Raw genomic sequence first — 17913 nt, forward strand, 5'->3', positions numbered from 1 at the left:
AGATTTAAAATGCCAGTAGAAAAAAGAACGCCAATTCCTGTAAGTGAAGCAATTGAACGTGTAGTCAATCAATCGATTTATACGCAACAAGTAGAAGTTCCATTAAATGAGAGTATCCATCATATTTTAGCCGAAGATATCATTGCGACATATGAAATTCCACGGTTTAATAAATCTCCCTATGATGGCTTTGCTATTCGCAGTAAGGATACGGTAGGTGCTAGTGGTGAACAACGTGTAAGCTTTAATGTGATTGATCATATTGGAGCAGGATCTGTTTCTGATAAAACGGTAGGCGCTTTCGAGGCGGTTCGGATTATGACAGGGGCTGCTCTACCAGAAGGTGCAGATGCAGTGGTTATGTTAGAACAAACTGTTGAAAACGGACATAGTTTTACTTTGAGAAAAACCTTTGAGCCAAATGAAAATGTTTCTTTAAAGGGTGAGGAAACAGAGATAGGAGATATCGTACTGGAAAAGGGGCAATTAATTAATTCCGGTGCCATTGCTGTATTAGCAACTTACGGTTATACACAAGTAAAAGTAAATAAAAAGCCAAGTGTAGGTGTTATAGCTACTGGTAGTGAGTTATTGGATGTGAATGATGCTTTAGAACCAGGAAAAATTAGGAATTCAAATGGTCCTATGATTACAGCCTTATCGCAAAAATTAGGGTTAAGTGCTATTGCATATCAAATTCAAGAAGATGATTTGGACAGTAGTATTCAAGTCGTAAAAGAAGCAATGGCTAAACATGATATTGTCATTACGACTGGTGGCGTGTCGGTGGGTGATTTCGATTATCTGCCACAAATATATGAAGCATTAAACGCAGAAGTACTATTCAATAAAATAGCGATGCGACCAGGTAGTGTTACGACTGTAGCAGTTGCAAATGAAACCTATCTATTTGGATTATCTGGGAATCCATCGGCTTGCTATACTGGTTTTGAGTTATATGTTAAACCGGCAGCACTTCATATGATGGGTGCTAATGCAATATATCCTCAAGTAATACAAGCGACATTAATGGAAGATTTTAAAAAGGCGAACCCATTCACAAGATTTATACGTGCCACAGCGACGTTGAATGGAAAAGAAATGACGGTAGTACCATCAGGGTTTAATAAATCAGGCGCTGTAGTTGCGATAGCCCATAGTAATGCTATGATTATGCTTCCAGGTGGAACGAGAGGTTATAGTCAAGGACATACGGTTAACGTCATATTGACGGAATCACAAGCATACGAAAAGACATGTTTTATATGATGCTACAAATTGTGGGTTATAAAAACGCTGGAAAAACGACGTTAATGTCACATACAATCCAATTTTTAAAATCACATTTGTTAACAGTGGCAACTGTTAAACATCACGGATTTAACCAATTAGTTAATCAAGAAGCGGATATCACATTACAAAATGATCAAGTTGACCATATGAAACATTTTAATGCAGGTGCTGATCAAAGTATTGTACAAGGTAAGTCTTATCAACAGTCGGTAACAAGAAAAGAAAATCAAAGTCTTGAGGAAATCATCAGCGAATCTGTTACAATAGATTGTAACGTGATACTCGTAGAAGGCTTTAAATCTGCACCATTTGATAAAGTAGTTGTTTATCAAGATGAGAAAGAACGTCAAAGTCTAAGCCATCTAACGAATGTAAAATACTATGTGAATTTGGCCGATACAGATGCATTGACGCTTTATAATCAATGGCTATTTCATTATTTTAAAATAGAAGGAATGCATTAAATGAAGCAATTCGAAGTGAAGTGTGACCCGATACAAACTGAGCCATATAGAGATTATGTCCTAGATGAAAATCAAGGCGCGGTAGTTGTTTTTACAGGTCATGTAAGAGAGTGGACGAAAGGTGTTAAAACAGAATACTTAGAATATGAAGCATATATTCCTATGGCTGAGAAGAAACTCGCTCAAATTGGAGACGAAATATCACAGAAATGGCCTGGAACAAAAACAGCAATTGTTCATAGAATTGGACCACTGAATATATCTGATATTGCTGTAATTATCAGTGTTTCCTCGCCACATCGAAAGGATGCATATCGCGCAAATGAATATGCTATTGAACGAATCAAAGCAATCGTGCCTATATGGAAAAAGGAAATATGGGAAGATGGCGCTCAATGGCAAGGGCATCAACATGGGAATCACAATGATGCAGTTGAGGGGGAATAGTAATTATGAAAATACTATACTTTGCAGAATTAAAAGAAATTTTAGCTAAACAGACTGAAACAATTGATTTAAGTTATGATATTACGGTAGATGATTTTACTAAAGATTTATTTGAACGTTATCCTCAAATCAAGGATAAGCAATTTCAAATTGCAGTAAATGAAGAATTCGTCAAAAGTGATGACATCGTACATCAAGATGATACAGTGGCATTAATTCCACCAGTTAGCGGAGGGTAAAAAGACATGAAAGCAATTATACTTGCCGGAGGACAATCAGAAAGATTCGGCGAACCAAAGGCTTTTGCTCAAATAAATGCGCAACCATTTTATAAGCGTATTATTGACGTTTTAGAGGGTACAAATATGTTTAATCAAATTATTATCAGTACAAATGAGACATTAGCATCTCAATTTGATCATTCTGATATTATTATTGATGAAGATCAAAATAAGGATAAAGGTCCTTTGGCAGGTATTCAGTCAGTCATTCAGCATTATGAAAGTGAGGAACTGTTCTTTGTTGTGTCGGTTGATACACCTATGATTTCTCAAAAAGCTGTGAGTAAACTATATCAATTCATGGTAGAACACCTTATAGAAGACCAATTAGATATCGCTGGGTTTAAGGAAAAGGGCAGACCCATACCGACTATTGCTTTTTATAGTCCGCACACATTGCCATATATTGATGATGCATTAAATTCAAACGATTATAGTTTGAAAAGTGTTTATAATAAAGTGAAAAGTGATTGGTTAGATGTAAATTTAATTGAATCACCAGATTATTGGTACAAAAATATTAATTATCAACAAGATTTGGACTCTTTACAACAAGATATATTAAATAGATAAGGGGACCTAATGTTATGGTAGAGCAAATAACTGATAAACTTGGACGTCCGATTCGTGATTTAAGACTGTCAGTTACAGATCGTTGCAATTTCCGTTGTGATTATTGCATGCCGAAAGAAATATTTGGTGATGACTTTGTATTCTTACCTAAAGATGAGTTGCTTACCTTTGATGAAATGGTACGTATTGCACAGGTATACACGCAATTAGGTGTGAAAAAAATAAGAATTACAGGTGGGGAACCATTACTAAGACGTGATTTAGATAAATTGATATACCAGTTAAATCAATTAGAAGGTGTAGAAGATATTGGTTTAACGACAAATGGTTTATTATTAAAAAAACACGGTCAAAAATTATACGATGCTGGCTTGAGACGTATCAATGTCAGCCTAGATGCAATAGACGATGCTGTGTTCCAAGCCATAAACAATAGAAATATTAAGGCTTCTACGATTTTACAACAAATTGATTATGCAGTTGCTATAGGATTTCAAGTGAAAGTAAATGTAGTGGTACAAAAAGGTGTAAATGATGACCAGATCGTACCTATGGTGCAATACTTTAAAGATAAAGATGTACAAATTCGATTTATTGAATTTATGGACGTTGGTAATGATAATGGTTGGGACTTTAGTAAAGTTGTGTCAAAAGACGAAATGCTTGAAATGATAGAGCAGAATTTTGATATTGAGCCAGTGGCACCGAAATATTATGGTGAAGTTGCAAAATATTATCAGCATAAAGATAATAAAGCACAATTTGGTTTGATAACAAGTGTTTCTCAGTCATTCTGTTCTACTTGTACACGTGCACGTCTTTCATCAGATGGTAAGTTTTATGGATGTTTATTTAGTACTGTAGATGGATTTAATGTTAAGTCATTTATGCGCAATGGCGCAACTGATAATGAATTATTCGAACAATTTAAAGCATTATGGAATATCAGAGATGACCGCTATTCTGATGAACGAACTGAACAAACAGTTGCAAATAGAAAACGTAAAAAAATAAACATGAATTATATAGGTGGATAATAAAAAATGAAATGAGTCTGGGACAAAATAGATGTCTCAGATTTTTTTCATTTAGGCAGTAGATGACTGAATTGAAAATGGAAAGATGCCTATTTTTAATTGCCTTTTAATAAATTTCAAGGTCAAAATGATAGGATGCTTAACCTTTAATGATATTTAATTTCGCAAAATATAAAATAGATAAAATTTGTTAATTTATGTCTAAAGATATTGAGTAATACAAATTTTTTAAGATGTTCATTTGAGATTATATAAATTATATTCAATTGAAGATAATATTTATCTGTTTCAATAAAAATAATAGATTAAATGAAGAAAGTGTTATATAATACTTTTGAAGCTTATTCATTAAATAAAGCCATAGAACACAACGAGAGTAGTCAATAAGGAGGCCATTTTTTATGGAAAGTAAAGTATCATATTTTATAAATTCTGAAAGAGCATTAAGTCAATTAAAGCATTGGTTAAAATCTGTACATCGCTTATCAATAGAAGAATTTGTCATATTGTATAAAGTGTATGAAGCAAAGAAAATGAGCGGTAAAGAGTTAAGAGATACCTTGCATTTTGAAATGCTTTGGGATACGAGTAAAATTGACGTTATTATTAGAAAAATTTATAAAAAAGAGCTCATTTCTAAAGTGCGTTCAGAAACGGATGAAAGACAAGTTTTTTATTATTATAATGATATACAGAGTAAATTATTAGATGACATTATCAATGAAATTGAAAAAATTCAAATAGCACAATAGTGTGATATACATAAATTAAAATAATCAGATAGGATTACAATCAAATATCCATAAAAGTTCTGTAGGTTTATATTCGATAAGGAATGGCTAGGAGTGAATTACCTTAACTGATCCAGAAAATCTACTAACTTAATATCGTAGGGGAATATACTTTATAGTTATTTACTGTCGAACTAAAAAGAGTCTGAGACATCAAGCGGTGTCTCAGACTCTAATTTTTTAATTAAAATGAACTTAAATTTTTAACTTTTCTGCCGTGTACAAAGTAGTAAATGATCGCTGTGATTAAAACGATGATTGCCATTATTGCATAAAGTTGTGCGTAGCTCACAGCTGATGTAAAGAACCCTAATACATAAGGTCCAAATCCTAAACCTAAATCAAGACCAATAAAGTAAGTAGAAGTCGCAATACCATATTTAGCTGGCGGTGAGACTTTAATCGCAATGGCTTGCATACAAGATGAAATATTGCCGTAACCAGCACCTAAGCATAAACCAGCAATTATGAGTAACCAACCATTGTTTGTAATACTTAAAGTAAGGAAAGTAATGATTAAGAATATGAATGCTGGATAAGCTACTACATTTTCGTTTTTTTGATCCATTAATCGACCAGCAACTGGGCGTGTAATAAGTGAAGCAATTGCATAGAATATAAAGAAGTAACTTGATATTGTTACAAGATTAATTTCTTGGGCAAAAAATTGTAGAAATGTAAGAATTGATGAATAGGTTAAACCGGAAATCAACATGATAATTGCAACGGGTACAGCCTCTTTTGCAATATAATTGTTAATATTGAATTTTTTAGATTGAGTCGTTTGCTTTTTAGACTCTGTGTTACTTTCTACTTCAAATTGTAATTTAATAAAGAAAGAAATAATAAAGCTGATAATGCCACAGAGTAAGCAGATTGTGAATAATAATTTAATAGGGAAGCTATTGATTAGTAATAAACCGAAGAATGGTCCGATTGCTGCACCTATGACCAAACTTAAGGAGAATAAGCTAATGCCTTCACTCTTTCTGTCATTTGGTGTGACATAAGCTGCAATTGTTCCTGTAGCAGTTGTAGTAATACCTGTAGCAATACCATTAACGAGTCTAGTTACCATTAAGAAAGCTAAAGAACCTTCTATAAAATAAAATAATTGTGTAACTAATAAAAAGCCTAAACCAATGAGTAATATACGTTTAGGCCCAATTTTATTAACATATTTACCAGTCGTAAATCTACCTATTAATGAGCCGATAATAAATAGCCCTGTAACTAGTCCAGCAACACTATCTGAGGCGTGGTACTCTGATTTTGTATAACTAGCAATAATAACAATCAGTAGATACATACATAGATTAATTAAAAAATTAGTAAAAAAGTTAATGTTAAAACTTTTTGTCCAAATCGGTGATTTCAGAGAAGTGGATTGATTCATTTGACTATTCCTCCATATTGATAATTTGTTCATGGATCTTTTGAATGACTTGTATTGCATAGTTAAGTTCATCATCTGATAAACCAGTATTTTCAATAATTTTATCCTGTACATCACATATACGTGTATTGATTGCACCATAAAGTTGCTGTCCTTTTTCAGAAAAAGATAATAATTTTTCTCTTTTATCTTCTCCAGGTTCAATCGTAAGTAATGATTTATCAGAAAGTACTTTTAAAATCTTTCTTGTAGTTGGTTTTTCAATTGCTCGACGCTTTGAAATTTGAACGAGTGTCGTTGGTGCGTTTTGAGCAATATCTTTTAATACCAACCATTGTGCGGGATAAACATCAAATTCCTCAAATACCGGTTGGAAAAATTTAGTGTAGGGTCTATAAATAGCTGTTAGATGATTGAATATACTTTGTGAGTCCATAAGATCCTCCTTAATAGTTAGCTAGGCTAACCTATTTAGCAACAAACAATATTGTAAACCTTTTTGTAGGATAAAGCAATAGTATTTTATTTTTAAAATCAAGTTATAACCTGTTTGATGTTAAAAAGACTTAAGCGAACATAAAAAATCATGCATTGATAATAAATGAAGAAATAGTGATTGAAATGAGGGCAAGCTGGTGGGAATTTCAGAAAATTTGTCATTTCTCACATTTGTAATTGAGTCAATGTATAAATAGTTGAGGAAAAGTGACAATAAGCGCCGACATTTGGTGAGTTTAATATGAAAGAAAGTTGTATGGATGTGTTATGAGAAGTAAAGTCGTATGCAATTTGTTATGATGAAGCTAAAGGAAGCTTAGGGGAGAGAAATTAATGCAATATTTGAAATTAGATCATATTATCCATTATATTCATCAGTTAGAGAACTTTAAATTTCCAGGTCATTTATTAACTTTGAACCAAGGTGGACAACATGAGCGTTTTGGTACATTTAATAGATTAGCTTATTTAGAAAATGCTTACGTAGAATTGTTGGATGTTTATAAACCGGAAGTTTTGCAAAAAATAGTGAAATCGGATGAAGGGCGTGTATCATTCCCATCTAAAATTGTGCAAGACCAATATAGTCAAGGAATGAAGACATTAGCTTTAAGTACGGCTGACATCAATCAACTTAAGGAAGATTTAGAAGAAAAAGGTATAGATGTTATCGGTCCGATTGAAATGCACAGAGAAAACATTAAAGGTGATAAGACATCCTGGAAATTATTATATATTGCAGATCCAGACTATAGAGTGAAGCCACCGTTCTTTATACAGTGGGATGAGAACGAGCAAAAAAGGAATGAAAAATTAGAAGCACTTCGCCAAAAAGAATTTATGATTAAATCCATTAATTTGCATAGTACCGAACGCGCACATACTGTGAAAAAATGGCAACATTGGTTTGATATGGACATAGTTAGTGAAGATGAGAAAGTCACAATACTTAAATTAAAACATGATGATTTGATATTTAAAATAAGTGATGGTCCTAACTCAGGATATAAATCAATAACAATTAAAGATAGTAAAACGACTTCTCCATATACTTTAATTATAAGAGGGTTAAGTTATATATTTGAGGCAGATTAATAAATGTAAATATAAGCACTATGAGCGATAATGAATATGTGTATCAATGAAATAATAAGTGTTAAAATAGTTAAATAAGTTGAAAACTTATTAGTACGCAATAACAGTAAGTAAATAGATATGACAAAAGTTAATGCTGCTAAAATAATTCTTAGACTTAAATATGAAATTGTCAGTGGTTCAATAAAAGCTTGAATAACGAAAACTAAATTAATAATTAAAAACAATCCAATAATAATACTACGCATAGTTACACCTCATTTCTAAATTTATTATAGTATATCAAATGAGTGAATTCTATGTGAAAGTTTGCTAAAAGCATTGTATAATACCAAAGTATTGAATTGATAAAGGAGACATCAGTTTTTATGGAAAAAATGAATATTACAGATCAAGCACATGATGCATTTGTTAAAGCACACCCACAAGGTGACTTATTACAATTAACGCAGTGGGCAGAAACTAAAACATTAACTGGATGGTACTCAAGACGTATCGCAGTTGGAGAAGACGATGAAATTGTAGGGGTAGCGCAACTACTATTTAAAAAAGTACCTAAACTACCTTATACACTGTGCTATATTTCAAGAGGATTTGTAACAGATTATAGTAACAAGTTGGCATTAGAAACTTTACTTGAAGCTGCAATGCAAATTGCCAAAGAAGAAAAAGCATATGCTATTAAAATTGATCCAGATGTTGAAGTAGATAAAGGTGCAGACGCTTTGTCTAATTTAAGAGCGCTTGGGTTTAAACATAAAGGGTTTAAAGAGGGCTTATCTAAAGATTATATTCAACCAAGAATGACTATGATTACACCAATAGAAAAAACGGATGAAGCATTAATTCAAAGTTTTGAACGTAGAAATCGTTCAAAAGTGAGATTAGCTTTAAAACGTGGTACTACAGTTGAACGTTCAAATAGAGAAGGTTTGAAAACATTTGCTAATTTAATGCAAATAACAGGCGAAAGAGATGGTTTTTTAACTAGAGATATTAGTTATTTTGAAAATATATATGATGCATTACACCCTGATGGGGATGCTGAGTTGTTTTTAGTGAAGTTAGAACCTAAACCTGTTTTAGAAGATTTAAGACAAGAATTGCATGAACTAGAAGATGAAAAAGCAAAACTTGCAGATAAAAAGCAGGATAAGAAGACACTTAATAAAATAAATGATGCTGATAATAAAATAGCCAAAACTCAAGAACTCATTGATGAAATGGTTACTTTAGAATCAACGCATCCAGAAGGCATTTATTTATCAGGTGCTTTATTAATGTTTGCTGGTAAAAAATCTTACTACTTATATGGGGCTTCATCAAATGAGTATCGTAACTTCTTACCAAACCACCATATGCAATTTGCTATGATGCAATATGCAAGAGAACATGGTGCAACGTCATACGACTTTGGTGGAACTGATAATAATCCTGATAAAGATTCAGACCATTATGGTTTATGGACATTTAAAAAAGTTTGGGGCACATATTTAAGTGAAAAAATTGGTGAATTCGACTATGTGTTAAATGCACCTTTATATCAAATTATCGAGAATATTAAACCAAAACTTACAAAAGCCAAAATTAAACTGTCTCGAAAATTAAAAAAATAAAGCATTTCAGAATAAATAGACGCGTGCTATATAGAGTTAGAATACATTGATTCAACTTTATAGCACGCATTTTTTATGATTGCCATGGAATAATGATACACATAGTGATGTTGAAATTTAAAAGTTCAACTAAATGTCACAGGACAAATTGTCTATAATTAATAAACTACATATTTTCAGGACCATACTTGTGGTAAATTAGAACTGTTAAAGGGATATGTGAGAGGAGAAAAATACATGATAAAAAAATTGTTGCAGTTTTCATTAGGAAATAAATTTGCAATATTTTTAATGGTTTTGTTAGTTATATTGGGCGGTGTTTATGCCAGTAGCAAAATGAAATTAGAATTATTACCTGACGTAGAGCCACCAATGATTACCGTACAAACCTCCATGCCAGGTGCTACACCAGAAACAGTAAAAGAAGATGTAAGTGATAAGATTGATGATCAAATTAGATCGATGGCAGGTGTTAAGAATGTTAATGCTCAATCTATACAGAATGCATCAATGGTTACGGTTGAATATAATGAAGGTACTAATTTAGATAAAGCAGAGAACGACCTCAAAAAAGAGTTAGATAAAATAAAATTTGGAGAGAATGTTGAAGAGCCGGAGTTAACAAGAAGCTCTATGGATGCTTTTCCAATAGTTGCTTATTCATTTACTACCAATGATAATGATTTAAAAGATACAACACGAAAAATTAATAATCAGTTATTACCAAAACTTCAAACAATTGAGGGGGTCCAAAATGCGCAACTTAATGGGCAGACGTCACGAGAAGTATCAATAAAATTTGACCAAGATAAATTAGAAGCAAGTGGGTTAACTAAAGAGCGTGTTCAACAGTATTTGAAAAGTGCTACAAGTGAAACACCATTAGGCCTATTTCAATTTAATGATACTGAGAAATCTGTCGTTATTGATGGTCAATTTACATCCGTTAAAGCACTTGAAAATTTAGACATTCCGTTATCTGCAGCAACAGGAGATAGTCAATCTCAAGGTGATGACGGAGCGTCAAGTCAAGGTGCTGAGCAACAAGCTTCTGCTTCCCAATCTGCAACTACAGCATCGAGTAGCCAATCAAGTGATTCTGAAGTACCATCCGTAAAATTAAAAGAAATTGCACAAGTATCTGCAGGCGATGAGCGGGCATCTATATCTAAAACAAACGGTAAAGATGCAGTTAATGTTCAAATTACAAAAGCACAAGATGCAAACACTGTTCAAGTTGCCAAAGATACAAAAAAAGAAATTGATCAATTTATAAAAGACAATCCGAAAATGGTTGCTACAAAAGTGATGGATACAGCAAAACCAATAGAAGATGCATTGTATACAATGATTGAGAAAGCTGCACTAGGTACCATTGTAGCGATTATCGTAATTCTATTATTTTTAAGAAATATCAGAACGACTGCCATTTCAATTGTATCTATACCCATGTCCATTTTAATTGCAATGGTTGCGTTGAAATTATCAGATGTTTCATTGAATATTTTAACGTTAGGAGCATTAACTGTTGCGATAGGTCGTGTTATTGATGATTCTATCGTTGTTGTTGAAAATATTTACCGACGATTATCTGATAAATCAGAAGCACTTAAAGGTGATCAACTCATTGTAAGTGCTACAAGCGAAGTATTTAAACCAATCATGTCATCGACGATTGTTACAATTGTCGTGTTCTTGCCATTAGCTTTTGTAAGTGGCTCTGTAGGAGAAATGTTTAGACCATTTGCACTGGCAATCGCGTTTAGTTTACTAGCTTCATTACTTGTATCTATTACGATTGTTCCTGCATTAAGTGCTACTTTCTTTAAAAAAGGTGTAATACAGCATAAACAGGAAACATCATTAGGATTTATCGGTAGAAAGTATAAATCCGTTTTGAACTGGTCATTAAATCATAAATGGATAGTCATTATTGTCAGTACAATTATATTAATTGCAAGTATTGGACTTGGGGCTGCCAAACTAGGAACTAGCTTTATTTCTACGGGTGAAGATAAATATATGGCATTAACTTATACGCCTAAACCAGGAGAAACGCAAAAAGGGGTATTAGACCATGCAGAGCAAGTACAAAAATATCTGAATAGTAAAGATAAAGTGCGTACAGTTCAATATTCAGTTGGCGGTCCAACACCTAATGATCCAACTGGTAACTCTAATAGTATGGCGATTATGGTTGAGTACGATTCGAACACAACTCATTTTGATGAAGAACCCGATAAGGTGTTACATCATATTGAAACATACAAACATCCTGGTGAGTGGTCAAATCAAGATATGGGTACTGGTGGCAGTAATAATGCTTTAGAAATTACTGTTAGTGGTCCATCATTAGAATCAATTAAAGGTACAGTGAAGAAAGTTGAAGATGAAATAAAAGATGTCAGTGGGACTGCAAATGTTAAATCAGATTTAACACAAACCTATGATCAATATAATATTAAAATAGATCAGAATAAGGCAGCAAGTTATGGATTATCTGCTTCACAGTTAGCAATGACCTTGAATCAGAATACACCTGAGGAAAGTGTGACAACTGTTAAAGAAAAAGGGAAGTCCATAGATGTTAAAATTAAGGAAGATAAGCAAACAGATTGGTCAAAAGATAAGTTAGAAAACACAGAGTTGCAATCTCCCACAGGTCAGTCTGTGGAATTAAGTGATATTGCTGAGTTAGAAGAATCGACAACGCCAAACAAAATTGAAACGAAGGCTGGAGATGAAATCGCAACCGTTTCAGCTAAAATTACAAATGATGACGTAGGTGGTGCATCACAGAAAATAATGTCGAAAGTAAATCATATCGATACACCAAGCAATGTAAAAGTTAACGTTGGTGGTGCAAATGAAGATATTAGCAATGCCATAACACAATTAGCGATGGCTATGTTAGCAGCTATTATCATTGTATATCTAGTGCTTGTATTGACATTTAAAGGCGCACTGGCACCTTTCACAATTCTATTTTCATTACCATATACCATTATAGGTGTAGTAGTGGCTTTAGTTATAACGGGAGAGACAATATCGGTACCAAGTATGATAGGTATGTTAATGCTGATTGGGATCGTAGTAACGAACGCGATTGTATTGATTGATAGAGTGATTAATAAGGAAAAACAAGGGCTTGAAATGAAAGCAGCGTTATTAGAAGCGGGTGGCACGCGTATCAGACCAATTTTAATGACGGCACTTGCTACAATCGGTGCTCTAGCCCCAATGCTATTTGGTGAAGATAGTTCAATCATTATTTCAAAAGGTATGGCTGCAACGGTTGTAGGTGGATTAATTTCATCTACATTGCTAACATTGATTGTTGTTCCGGTTATATATGAAATATTGTTTACCCTTAAACGTAAAATAGAGAATCGACAAAAACATAATAAATAAAAAAAATAGGGGAGTGGGACAGAAATCAAATTTTTTAATAGAGATTTCGTAGTCCCACCTATGCAATCAAGGCAAGGATGACTAGGATTGAAATGTTTATCTGAGCTAAAGCCGATGCATAAGTCTCCTAGAATTTTATGCAGAATACATAAGCTTTGGCTTATGCATAAGAACTACTGATTTTCATAAATTGAAAAAGTAGTTCTTTAAACCAGTGAGACTTTACATTTCAATTCAGTCATCAACTGCCTAAACGAAAAAGAGTCTGAGACAACTATTTATGTCCCAGACTCTTTTAATTAAACAGCGTATAGCTAAAATATTTTTGAGTATCAGAATTACCAATTAATATAAAACTAATGTTAAAATAGCATAGATTATAAATAATATAATACTGATGATATTTAAGATTTGAACCGCTTTTTGGTCTTTCTTACTATGTTTGAAAGCAGTGATTTCAACATTACCAACTAATAATAACAATATGATGAAAACCCACCAATTAATTGCAGGGAATGATAATGTCGTAATTGCAACAACAAATAATAAGAGCAAGGCCATTATAATACGCAAAATACGCGTGATAATCGTATCCATTCTAAATATGCTTATGTAACACACGATTAGATAGAGTACTGGTAAAAAGATAAGATAGAGTAGCATATTGTTACATCCTTTCTATGTTCACCTTTAATCTTAGCATGTAAAAAAAATATTTACTAGGATGTTATTTATGTTCTTTTTGACTAATTTCTGAACGTACAGATGCAATTTCTTTTTCTATTTCTTCAAGTTGCTTTACTAAAGGATCGACTTGTTGATTAACAGATTCTCTTTTTTCTAAGTCACCTTGTAATCGAACATAATCATATTTTAGTTCAGCTAATTTTTCATTCAAATCCATTAGCGTACACTCCTTTGCGGGTAGAAAACGCCTACACCAGTTTGAATTGAATTATAACATGAAATTGAAAGCTTCTAAAATAACCATTTTATATGTTAAGGTATGAAAATAGAATGAAAATGAAATAACTTAGTGAAAGAAGGATTATTGTGACACAACAATTTATCATAATTATTTTACTCATTGCATTAGGTTATACGCTTAAAAGAATCAATTACTTTAAAGCGAATGATAGCCAAGTACTGTCGACATTAGTATTAAATGTCACGTTGCCTTCTTTAGTTATCGTGAATTTGAATGAAGCTAAATTGGATGTCTCGTTATCTATTTTACCTATTATGATGATTTTATATGGTGTCATTACAAAAGTAATAATTGTATGGTTCTTTATAAAATATGATAATCAAATTCGTGGTGCAACAGGTATGATGATGGCTTCTTTAAATATTGGCTTATTTGCTTACCCTCTGGTTGAGGCGATTTGGCCAGAAACTGGGATGATTTATTTTGGTATGGCCGATATTGGTGGCGCAATCATTATGTTTGGTGTGACTTATTTTGTAGGAAGCTATTTTAGCAGTGGTGGAGACAGTTTTGATTTTAAATATTTAGGAAAAAATTTATTGAAGTCTGTACCACTTATGACATATATTATTATGTTTATTTTAAATATGATGAATATTCATTTTCCAGACCCAGTCATTGATTTCTTTTCTGTGTTATCAGGTGCAAATATGCCATTATCAATGATACTTCTAGGGTTAATGTTGAATTTTAGTATAGATAAACGCTTTTTACCAATTGCTATTAAGTATTTAGTAGCGCATTATGGTCTTGGTATCATTGCTGGCTTACTTGTTCACTTTTTCTTGCCAGTGAATGATGAAATGATAAAGACTACATTACAAGTAGCATGGCTCTTACCAGTAGGTGTAGCGATTATACCTTATTCAATTCAGTTTAAATATAAAACATTGCCTCTAGTAGGGATGGTTACTAATTTAACAATCGTGATTAGTATTATTATCTTGTATATTTATCAGATGTTGTTTGTTTAAAGTGCTCTAAAATTTAATAATAAAAAGAAACACGATCAATATAAAACGATTATTGGTCGTGTTTTGTTTCTTAATAAGTATTAATTTATACAATTAATATATAGATAAATAAAAAGACAGAAAGCGCATGATAGCGTTCGCTTTCTGTCTTTTGTTGGTAGCAATGAGATTAGCCTTTACCACCCATAAATGCAGGATAGTTTGTCATACCACCATCAACATATATTGTTGTACCGTGAATATAGTCTGCTAAATCTGAAGCAAGGAATCTTGCAACATTAGCCACTTGTTGTGCGTCGCCAATAACTTTGGCTGGAATCATTTCAAGTGTTTCTGCACGCGTTTGCGGATCTGAGAATTTTTCTTTTGTATGTTCTGTTACGATAGCACCAGGAGATATATTGTTAATGCGAATGCCATACTGTGCATATTCCATTGACATTGTTTCCATCATTAATTTTAAACCGCCTTTACTTGCAGCATAATTCACATAGTTTGGCCATGGAATTTTATCGTGAACACTTGATGTATTAATGATAATACCTGGTTTATCTTCTTTTAAAAATTGATTAACAGCGGCCTTAGCACCTATGAATGCACCGGTTAAATTAATATCAATGACTTTTTGCCACTCATCTAAGGGCATTTCGTGCGTAGGAATTGGTTTTTCAAAACCAGCATTGTTAATCATGATATCTAAAGTACCAAATGTATCAACTGCAGTTTTGACTAATTGTTCGACGTCTGCCTCTTTAGAAACATCAGCATATCCTTTAATCGCTTTACCACCAGCGTCTTCTATTAGTTTTATAGATTCGGCAACAGCATCTAAGCTACTTTCTGAACGATAGTTAATGACAACATTTGCTTTTTCTTTACCGAATTGTTCTGCCATTGCTTTACCAATACCGCTACTACCACCTGTAATCACAACTACTTTATTTTCTAAATCTGTAAACATATATTGAAGCCTCCTTAAAAGTTATTCCTACAAAAAGGTTTAGAACAGACGTGTTGTTAATTTGGAATAGTACAATTAACGCTGAACGCTATGTCGATGTTCTAAACTTAATGATGTGTAATATATTAAATGATGCCTAACCTTTTAAATTACCTAATATAAAGGCTGCAATGATTATTAATACAATCCCAGCCCAAATACCAATCATTTGGCGTTTGTCTTTTCTTTCTCCTAGTAAGAAGATACCACCAAGTGTAGATACAATTACTAATAATTGTGAAAATGAGAAACTTGTTGCTACACCAACTTTAGGTTGTGAATAGAACATAAATAAATTACCAATTCCCCAAATGACACCTGGGATAATATTCCACATAGTACTTTTTACTGATGTCTCATGTTTAGCAGAAAGTATTAAACCGCCAATAGCCATACCTATTGATTGGAAGAAGAGGGCATTCATTCCATCTACACCAAAAATTTGTGCTACGACTACATAAACAACGTAACCTACTGTAGAAATAATCAATATAGGAATTGCTTTGCCGAATTTATTGTTACCGCCTGAAGCTTCATTTTTACCTTTAATTGAAGTTAATGCGATACCAATTACTAATAACACCATAGCAACTAAACCTAATGTAACTTGAATCCCTGTACTCCATTCTCCAAGAAAAATAGCACTGAATAATGTCGTACCAACTAATTGTAAACCAGTAGAGATTGGCATCGTTTTTGAAACACCAATTAGACTAATTGATTTAAGTTGATAACCCTGACCAAGCGCCCAAAATGCACCTGAGATTAAACCAACAATAATGACGGCGAGGTCATCAAATTTTGCATTACCTGTAAGTAGTAAAATAATTCCGATAATTAATGTACCTAATGTTGTCCCTCTAATTTGATTATATGGGCCACCACCAACAAGCACGTTAATTAAAACAACACTACCCCAGAATAATGCAGGCAATAACGCAATTAACAAATCCATATATACTCACTCTTTCTATTATATTGTCCCTCGAGAATAACCATCTTTGGTTGTTCCTGAACATCTAGTTTAAAACAAAATATTACGTTAGTAAAAAATATTAAATTAAAAAGAGCGATTTCTTTGTTTATTATGTTTTAAACATACATTTTATTTGTGTATTAACGAACTTGTTTTGCTTGCTTCTTAATTAAAAATCAGCCAATATGTGCAGCAACGTATTTGAATTTTTTATATTCATAATTGATGTTGAAGCCTAATTCATGAAATCGTTCCACGAGTGTATTATTTTTACTGCGAATTTTGAAATAAATCTTATCAACATCATAATTTGAAAATGTATATTGAAGTGCATAGGATAATAAATCAAAAGCAATACCCATAAATCTATAGTCAGTGTGTGAAGAAAAATATTTGATTTCAGCTTTTTTCGTATTTTCAAAAACTTGTAAATAAAGATAACCTTTTAATAAGCCTTCAGACATAAATATAAATAATTTATTGTGACTATCTAACGATTCAATGATTTCTTCTGCAGTCATCACATCGTGTTTAAAGGTATCATGGTGTAACTTCTCGAATAGTCGATAATAAGCAGGTTGGTAGGTAGTAATGTTTTGAGCATGATCAATTTTACCTATATCTTGTGTAGATATGAGATGATAATCCGTAAAACTATAGGAAGCTTCAATTTCTTTCATAAAAGGCATGTAATCTTGTTCCGTTTCCTCGAATGAAAAATTAAAATTCGCAGTATCCGGTTTGCTTTGAACCAAAGCTTCAAATAAAGTTTTAAAATTTTCTTCAGTGAGTGAAAGTGATTTCCTGACAAAAGGACCGAGCACTTTATATTTATTTTCTTCATATTTAAATGCAAGCATGAGCATTTCAATTTGTGCTTGGTCATCAACTTGTGCAAATACGCCTGGATCCTCTAAGGATTGTCTAATCGTTGCTTCAACATCATCGTGTGCTTGTGGCAGCTTGTATAAGTACGATGTGTAGTGATAATCGGCTTCATTTATAAACTTTACAATTTGATCATAGTTATTTAATTGAACAATTTTCATAACAATACCTCCGTATAATAATCT

19 protein-coding genes are annotated in these 17913 nt (G+C 32.7%); 11 read left to right on the top strand and 8 right to left on the bottom strand.

All coding sequences use genetic code 11. The features are described from left to right. The first annotated feature begins 9 nt into the window (after window positions 1-9). The 7 genes from ACM6UH_RS04145 (at window position 10) to ACM6UH_RS04175 (ending at window position 4847) form a co-directional block, all read left to right on the top strand. Window positions 10-1269, top strand: a complete 1260-nt coding sequence (locus ACM6UH_RS04145; RefSeq protein ID WP_011302580.1) for a molybdopterin molybdotransferase MoeA — start codon at window positions 10-12, stop codon at window positions 1267-1269. Then, entirely contained in the window at window positions 1266-1757 is a 492-nt protein-coding gene (gene mobB, locus ACM6UH_RS04150) for a molybdopterin-guanine dinucleotide biosynthesis protein B (protein WP_433911998.1), read from the top strand. The genes ACM6UH_RS04145 and mobB overlap by 4 nt, the downstream gene beginning before the upstream one ends. Then, the gene (locus tag ACM6UH_RS04155; protein WP_011302582.1) at window positions 1758-2204 is read left to right on the top strand and encodes a molybdenum cofactor biosynthesis protein MoaE; all 447 of its coding nucleotides are present in this window, start codon (window positions 1758-1760) and stop codon (window positions 2202-2204) included. 5 nt (window positions 2205-2209) lie between these two features. Further along, window positions 2210-2443, top strand: a complete 234-nt coding sequence (moaD, locus tag ACM6UH_RS04160) for a molybdopterin converting factor subunit 1 (protein ID WP_002482593.1) — start codon at window positions 2210-2212, stop codon at window positions 2441-2443. A gap of 6 nt (window positions 2444-2449) precedes the next feature. Next, entirely contained in the window at window positions 2450-3058 is a 609-nt protein-coding gene (gene mobA, locus ACM6UH_RS04165) for a molybdenum cofactor guanylyltransferase MobA (protein WP_011302583.1), read from the top strand. 14 nt (window positions 3059-3072) lie between these two features. Then, window positions 3073-4095, top strand: a complete 1023-nt coding sequence (gene moaA / locus ACM6UH_RS04170; protein WP_011302584.1) for a GTP 3',8-cyclase MoaA — start codon at window positions 3073-3075, stop codon at window positions 4093-4095. 401 nt (window positions 4096-4496) lie between these two features. Continuing rightward, window positions 4497-4847, top strand: coding sequence for a transcriptional regulator, SarA/Rot family (locus ACM6UH_RS04175; RefSeq protein WP_002482596.1), 351 nt, complete (start codon window positions 4497-4499; stop codon window positions 4845-4847). A 223-nt stretch (window positions 4848-5070) separates the two neighbouring features. Here the strand turns inward: ACM6UH_RS04175 and ACM6UH_RS04180 are convergent, their stop codons facing one another. Together ACM6UH_RS04180 and ACM6UH_RS04185 are read right to left on the bottom strand one after the other, a co-directional pair. Next, window positions 5071-6282, bottom strand: coding sequence for an MFS transporter (locus ACM6UH_RS04180; protein WP_048787458.1), 1212 nt, complete (start codon window positions 6280-6282; stop codon window positions 5071-5073). A gap of 4 nt (window positions 6283-6286) precedes the next feature. Beyond that, entirely contained in the window at window positions 6287-6718 is a 432-nt protein-coding gene (locus ACM6UH_RS04185) for a MarR family winged helix-turn-helix transcriptional regulator (protein WP_011302586.1), read from the bottom strand. A gap of 395 nt (window positions 6719-7113) precedes the next feature. Between ACM6UH_RS04185 and ACM6UH_RS04190 the strand changes: the two genes are divergently transcribed. After that, on the top strand, window positions 7114-7875 hold the full coding sequence (locus ACM6UH_RS04190; RefSeq protein WP_002482599.1) for a VOC family protein: 762 nt from the start codon (window positions 7114-7116) through the stop codon (window positions 7873-7875). On the opposite strand, the gene ACM6UH_RS04195 is transcribed toward ACM6UH_RS04190, so the two are convergent. Beyond that, entirely contained in the window at window positions 7872-8123 is a 252-nt protein-coding gene (locus ACM6UH_RS04195) for a hypothetical protein (RefSeq protein WP_011302588.1), read from the bottom strand. The two genes, ACM6UH_RS04190 and ACM6UH_RS04195, sit on opposite strands and share 4 nt — an antisense overlap. 120 nt (window positions 8124-8243) lie before the next feature. Here ACM6UH_RS04195 and ACM6UH_RS04200 point away from each other — a divergent pair, with 120 nt between their 5' ends. Next, window positions 8244-9491, top strand: coding sequence for a lipid II:glycine glycyltransferase FemX (locus ACM6UH_RS04200; RefSeq protein WP_047504390.1), 1248 nt, complete (start codon window positions 8244-8246; stop codon window positions 9489-9491). Between the two features lie 237 nt (window positions 9492-9728). Further along, window positions 9729-12902, top strand: coding sequence for an efflux RND transporter permease subunit (locus tag ACM6UH_RS04205; RefSeq protein ID WP_047504387.1), 3174 nt, complete (start codon window positions 9729-9731; stop codon window positions 12900-12902). 345 nt (window positions 12903-13247) lie between these two features. On the opposite strand, the gene mspA is transcribed toward ACM6UH_RS04205, so the two are convergent. Next, window positions 13248-13565, bottom strand: coding sequence for a membrane stabilizing protein MspA (mspA, locus tag ACM6UH_RS04210; RefSeq protein ID WP_011302591.1), 318 nt, complete (start codon window positions 13563-13565; stop codon window positions 13248-13250). A gap of 64 nt (window positions 13566-13629) precedes the next feature. Beyond that, window positions 13630-13806, bottom strand: coding sequence for an SE1832 family protein (locus ACM6UH_RS04215; protein WP_002482603.1), 177 nt, complete (start codon window positions 13804-13806; stop codon window positions 13630-13632). Between the two features lie 149 nt (window positions 13807-13955). Here ACM6UH_RS04215 and ACM6UH_RS04220 point away from each other — a divergent pair, with 149 nt between their 5' ends. Then, entirely contained in the window at window positions 13956-14864 is a 909-nt protein-coding gene (locus ACM6UH_RS04220) for an AEC family transporter (RefSeq protein WP_002482604.1), read from the top strand. 169 nt (window positions 14865-15033) lie between these two features. On the opposite strand, the gene ACM6UH_RS04225 is transcribed toward ACM6UH_RS04220, so the two are convergent. The 3 genes from ACM6UH_RS04225 to ACM6UH_RS04235 all read right to left on the bottom strand — a co-directional run bounded on the left by ACM6UH_RS04225 (window position 15034) and on the right by ACM6UH_RS04235 (window position 17889). Then, window positions 15034-15825 (bottom strand): glucose 1-dehydrogenase, encoded by a 792-nt coding sequence (locus tag ACM6UH_RS04225; RefSeq protein WP_047504384.1) that lies wholly within the window; start codon window positions 15823-15825, stop codon window positions 15034-15036. Between the two features lie 136 nt (window positions 15826-15961). Then, window positions 15962-16819, bottom strand: coding sequence for a RhaT/GlcU family sugar-proton symporter (locus tag ACM6UH_RS04230; RefSeq protein ID WP_011302593.1), 858 nt, complete (start codon window positions 16817-16819; stop codon window positions 15962-15964). A 197-nt stretch (window positions 16820-17016) separates the two neighbouring features. Further along, on the bottom strand, window positions 17017-17889 hold the full coding sequence (locus ACM6UH_RS04235) for a GNAT family N-acetyltransferase (RefSeq protein ID WP_011302594.1): 873 nt from the start codon (window positions 17887-17889) through the stop codon (window positions 17017-17019). Window positions 17890-17913: the final 24 nt, after the last annotated feature.

The organism is Staphylococcus sp. LKG4-2 (genome assembly GCF_050955665.1).
Lineage (GTDB): Bacteria > Bacillota > Bacilli > Staphylococcales > Staphylococcaceae > Staphylococcus > Staphylococcus saprophyticus.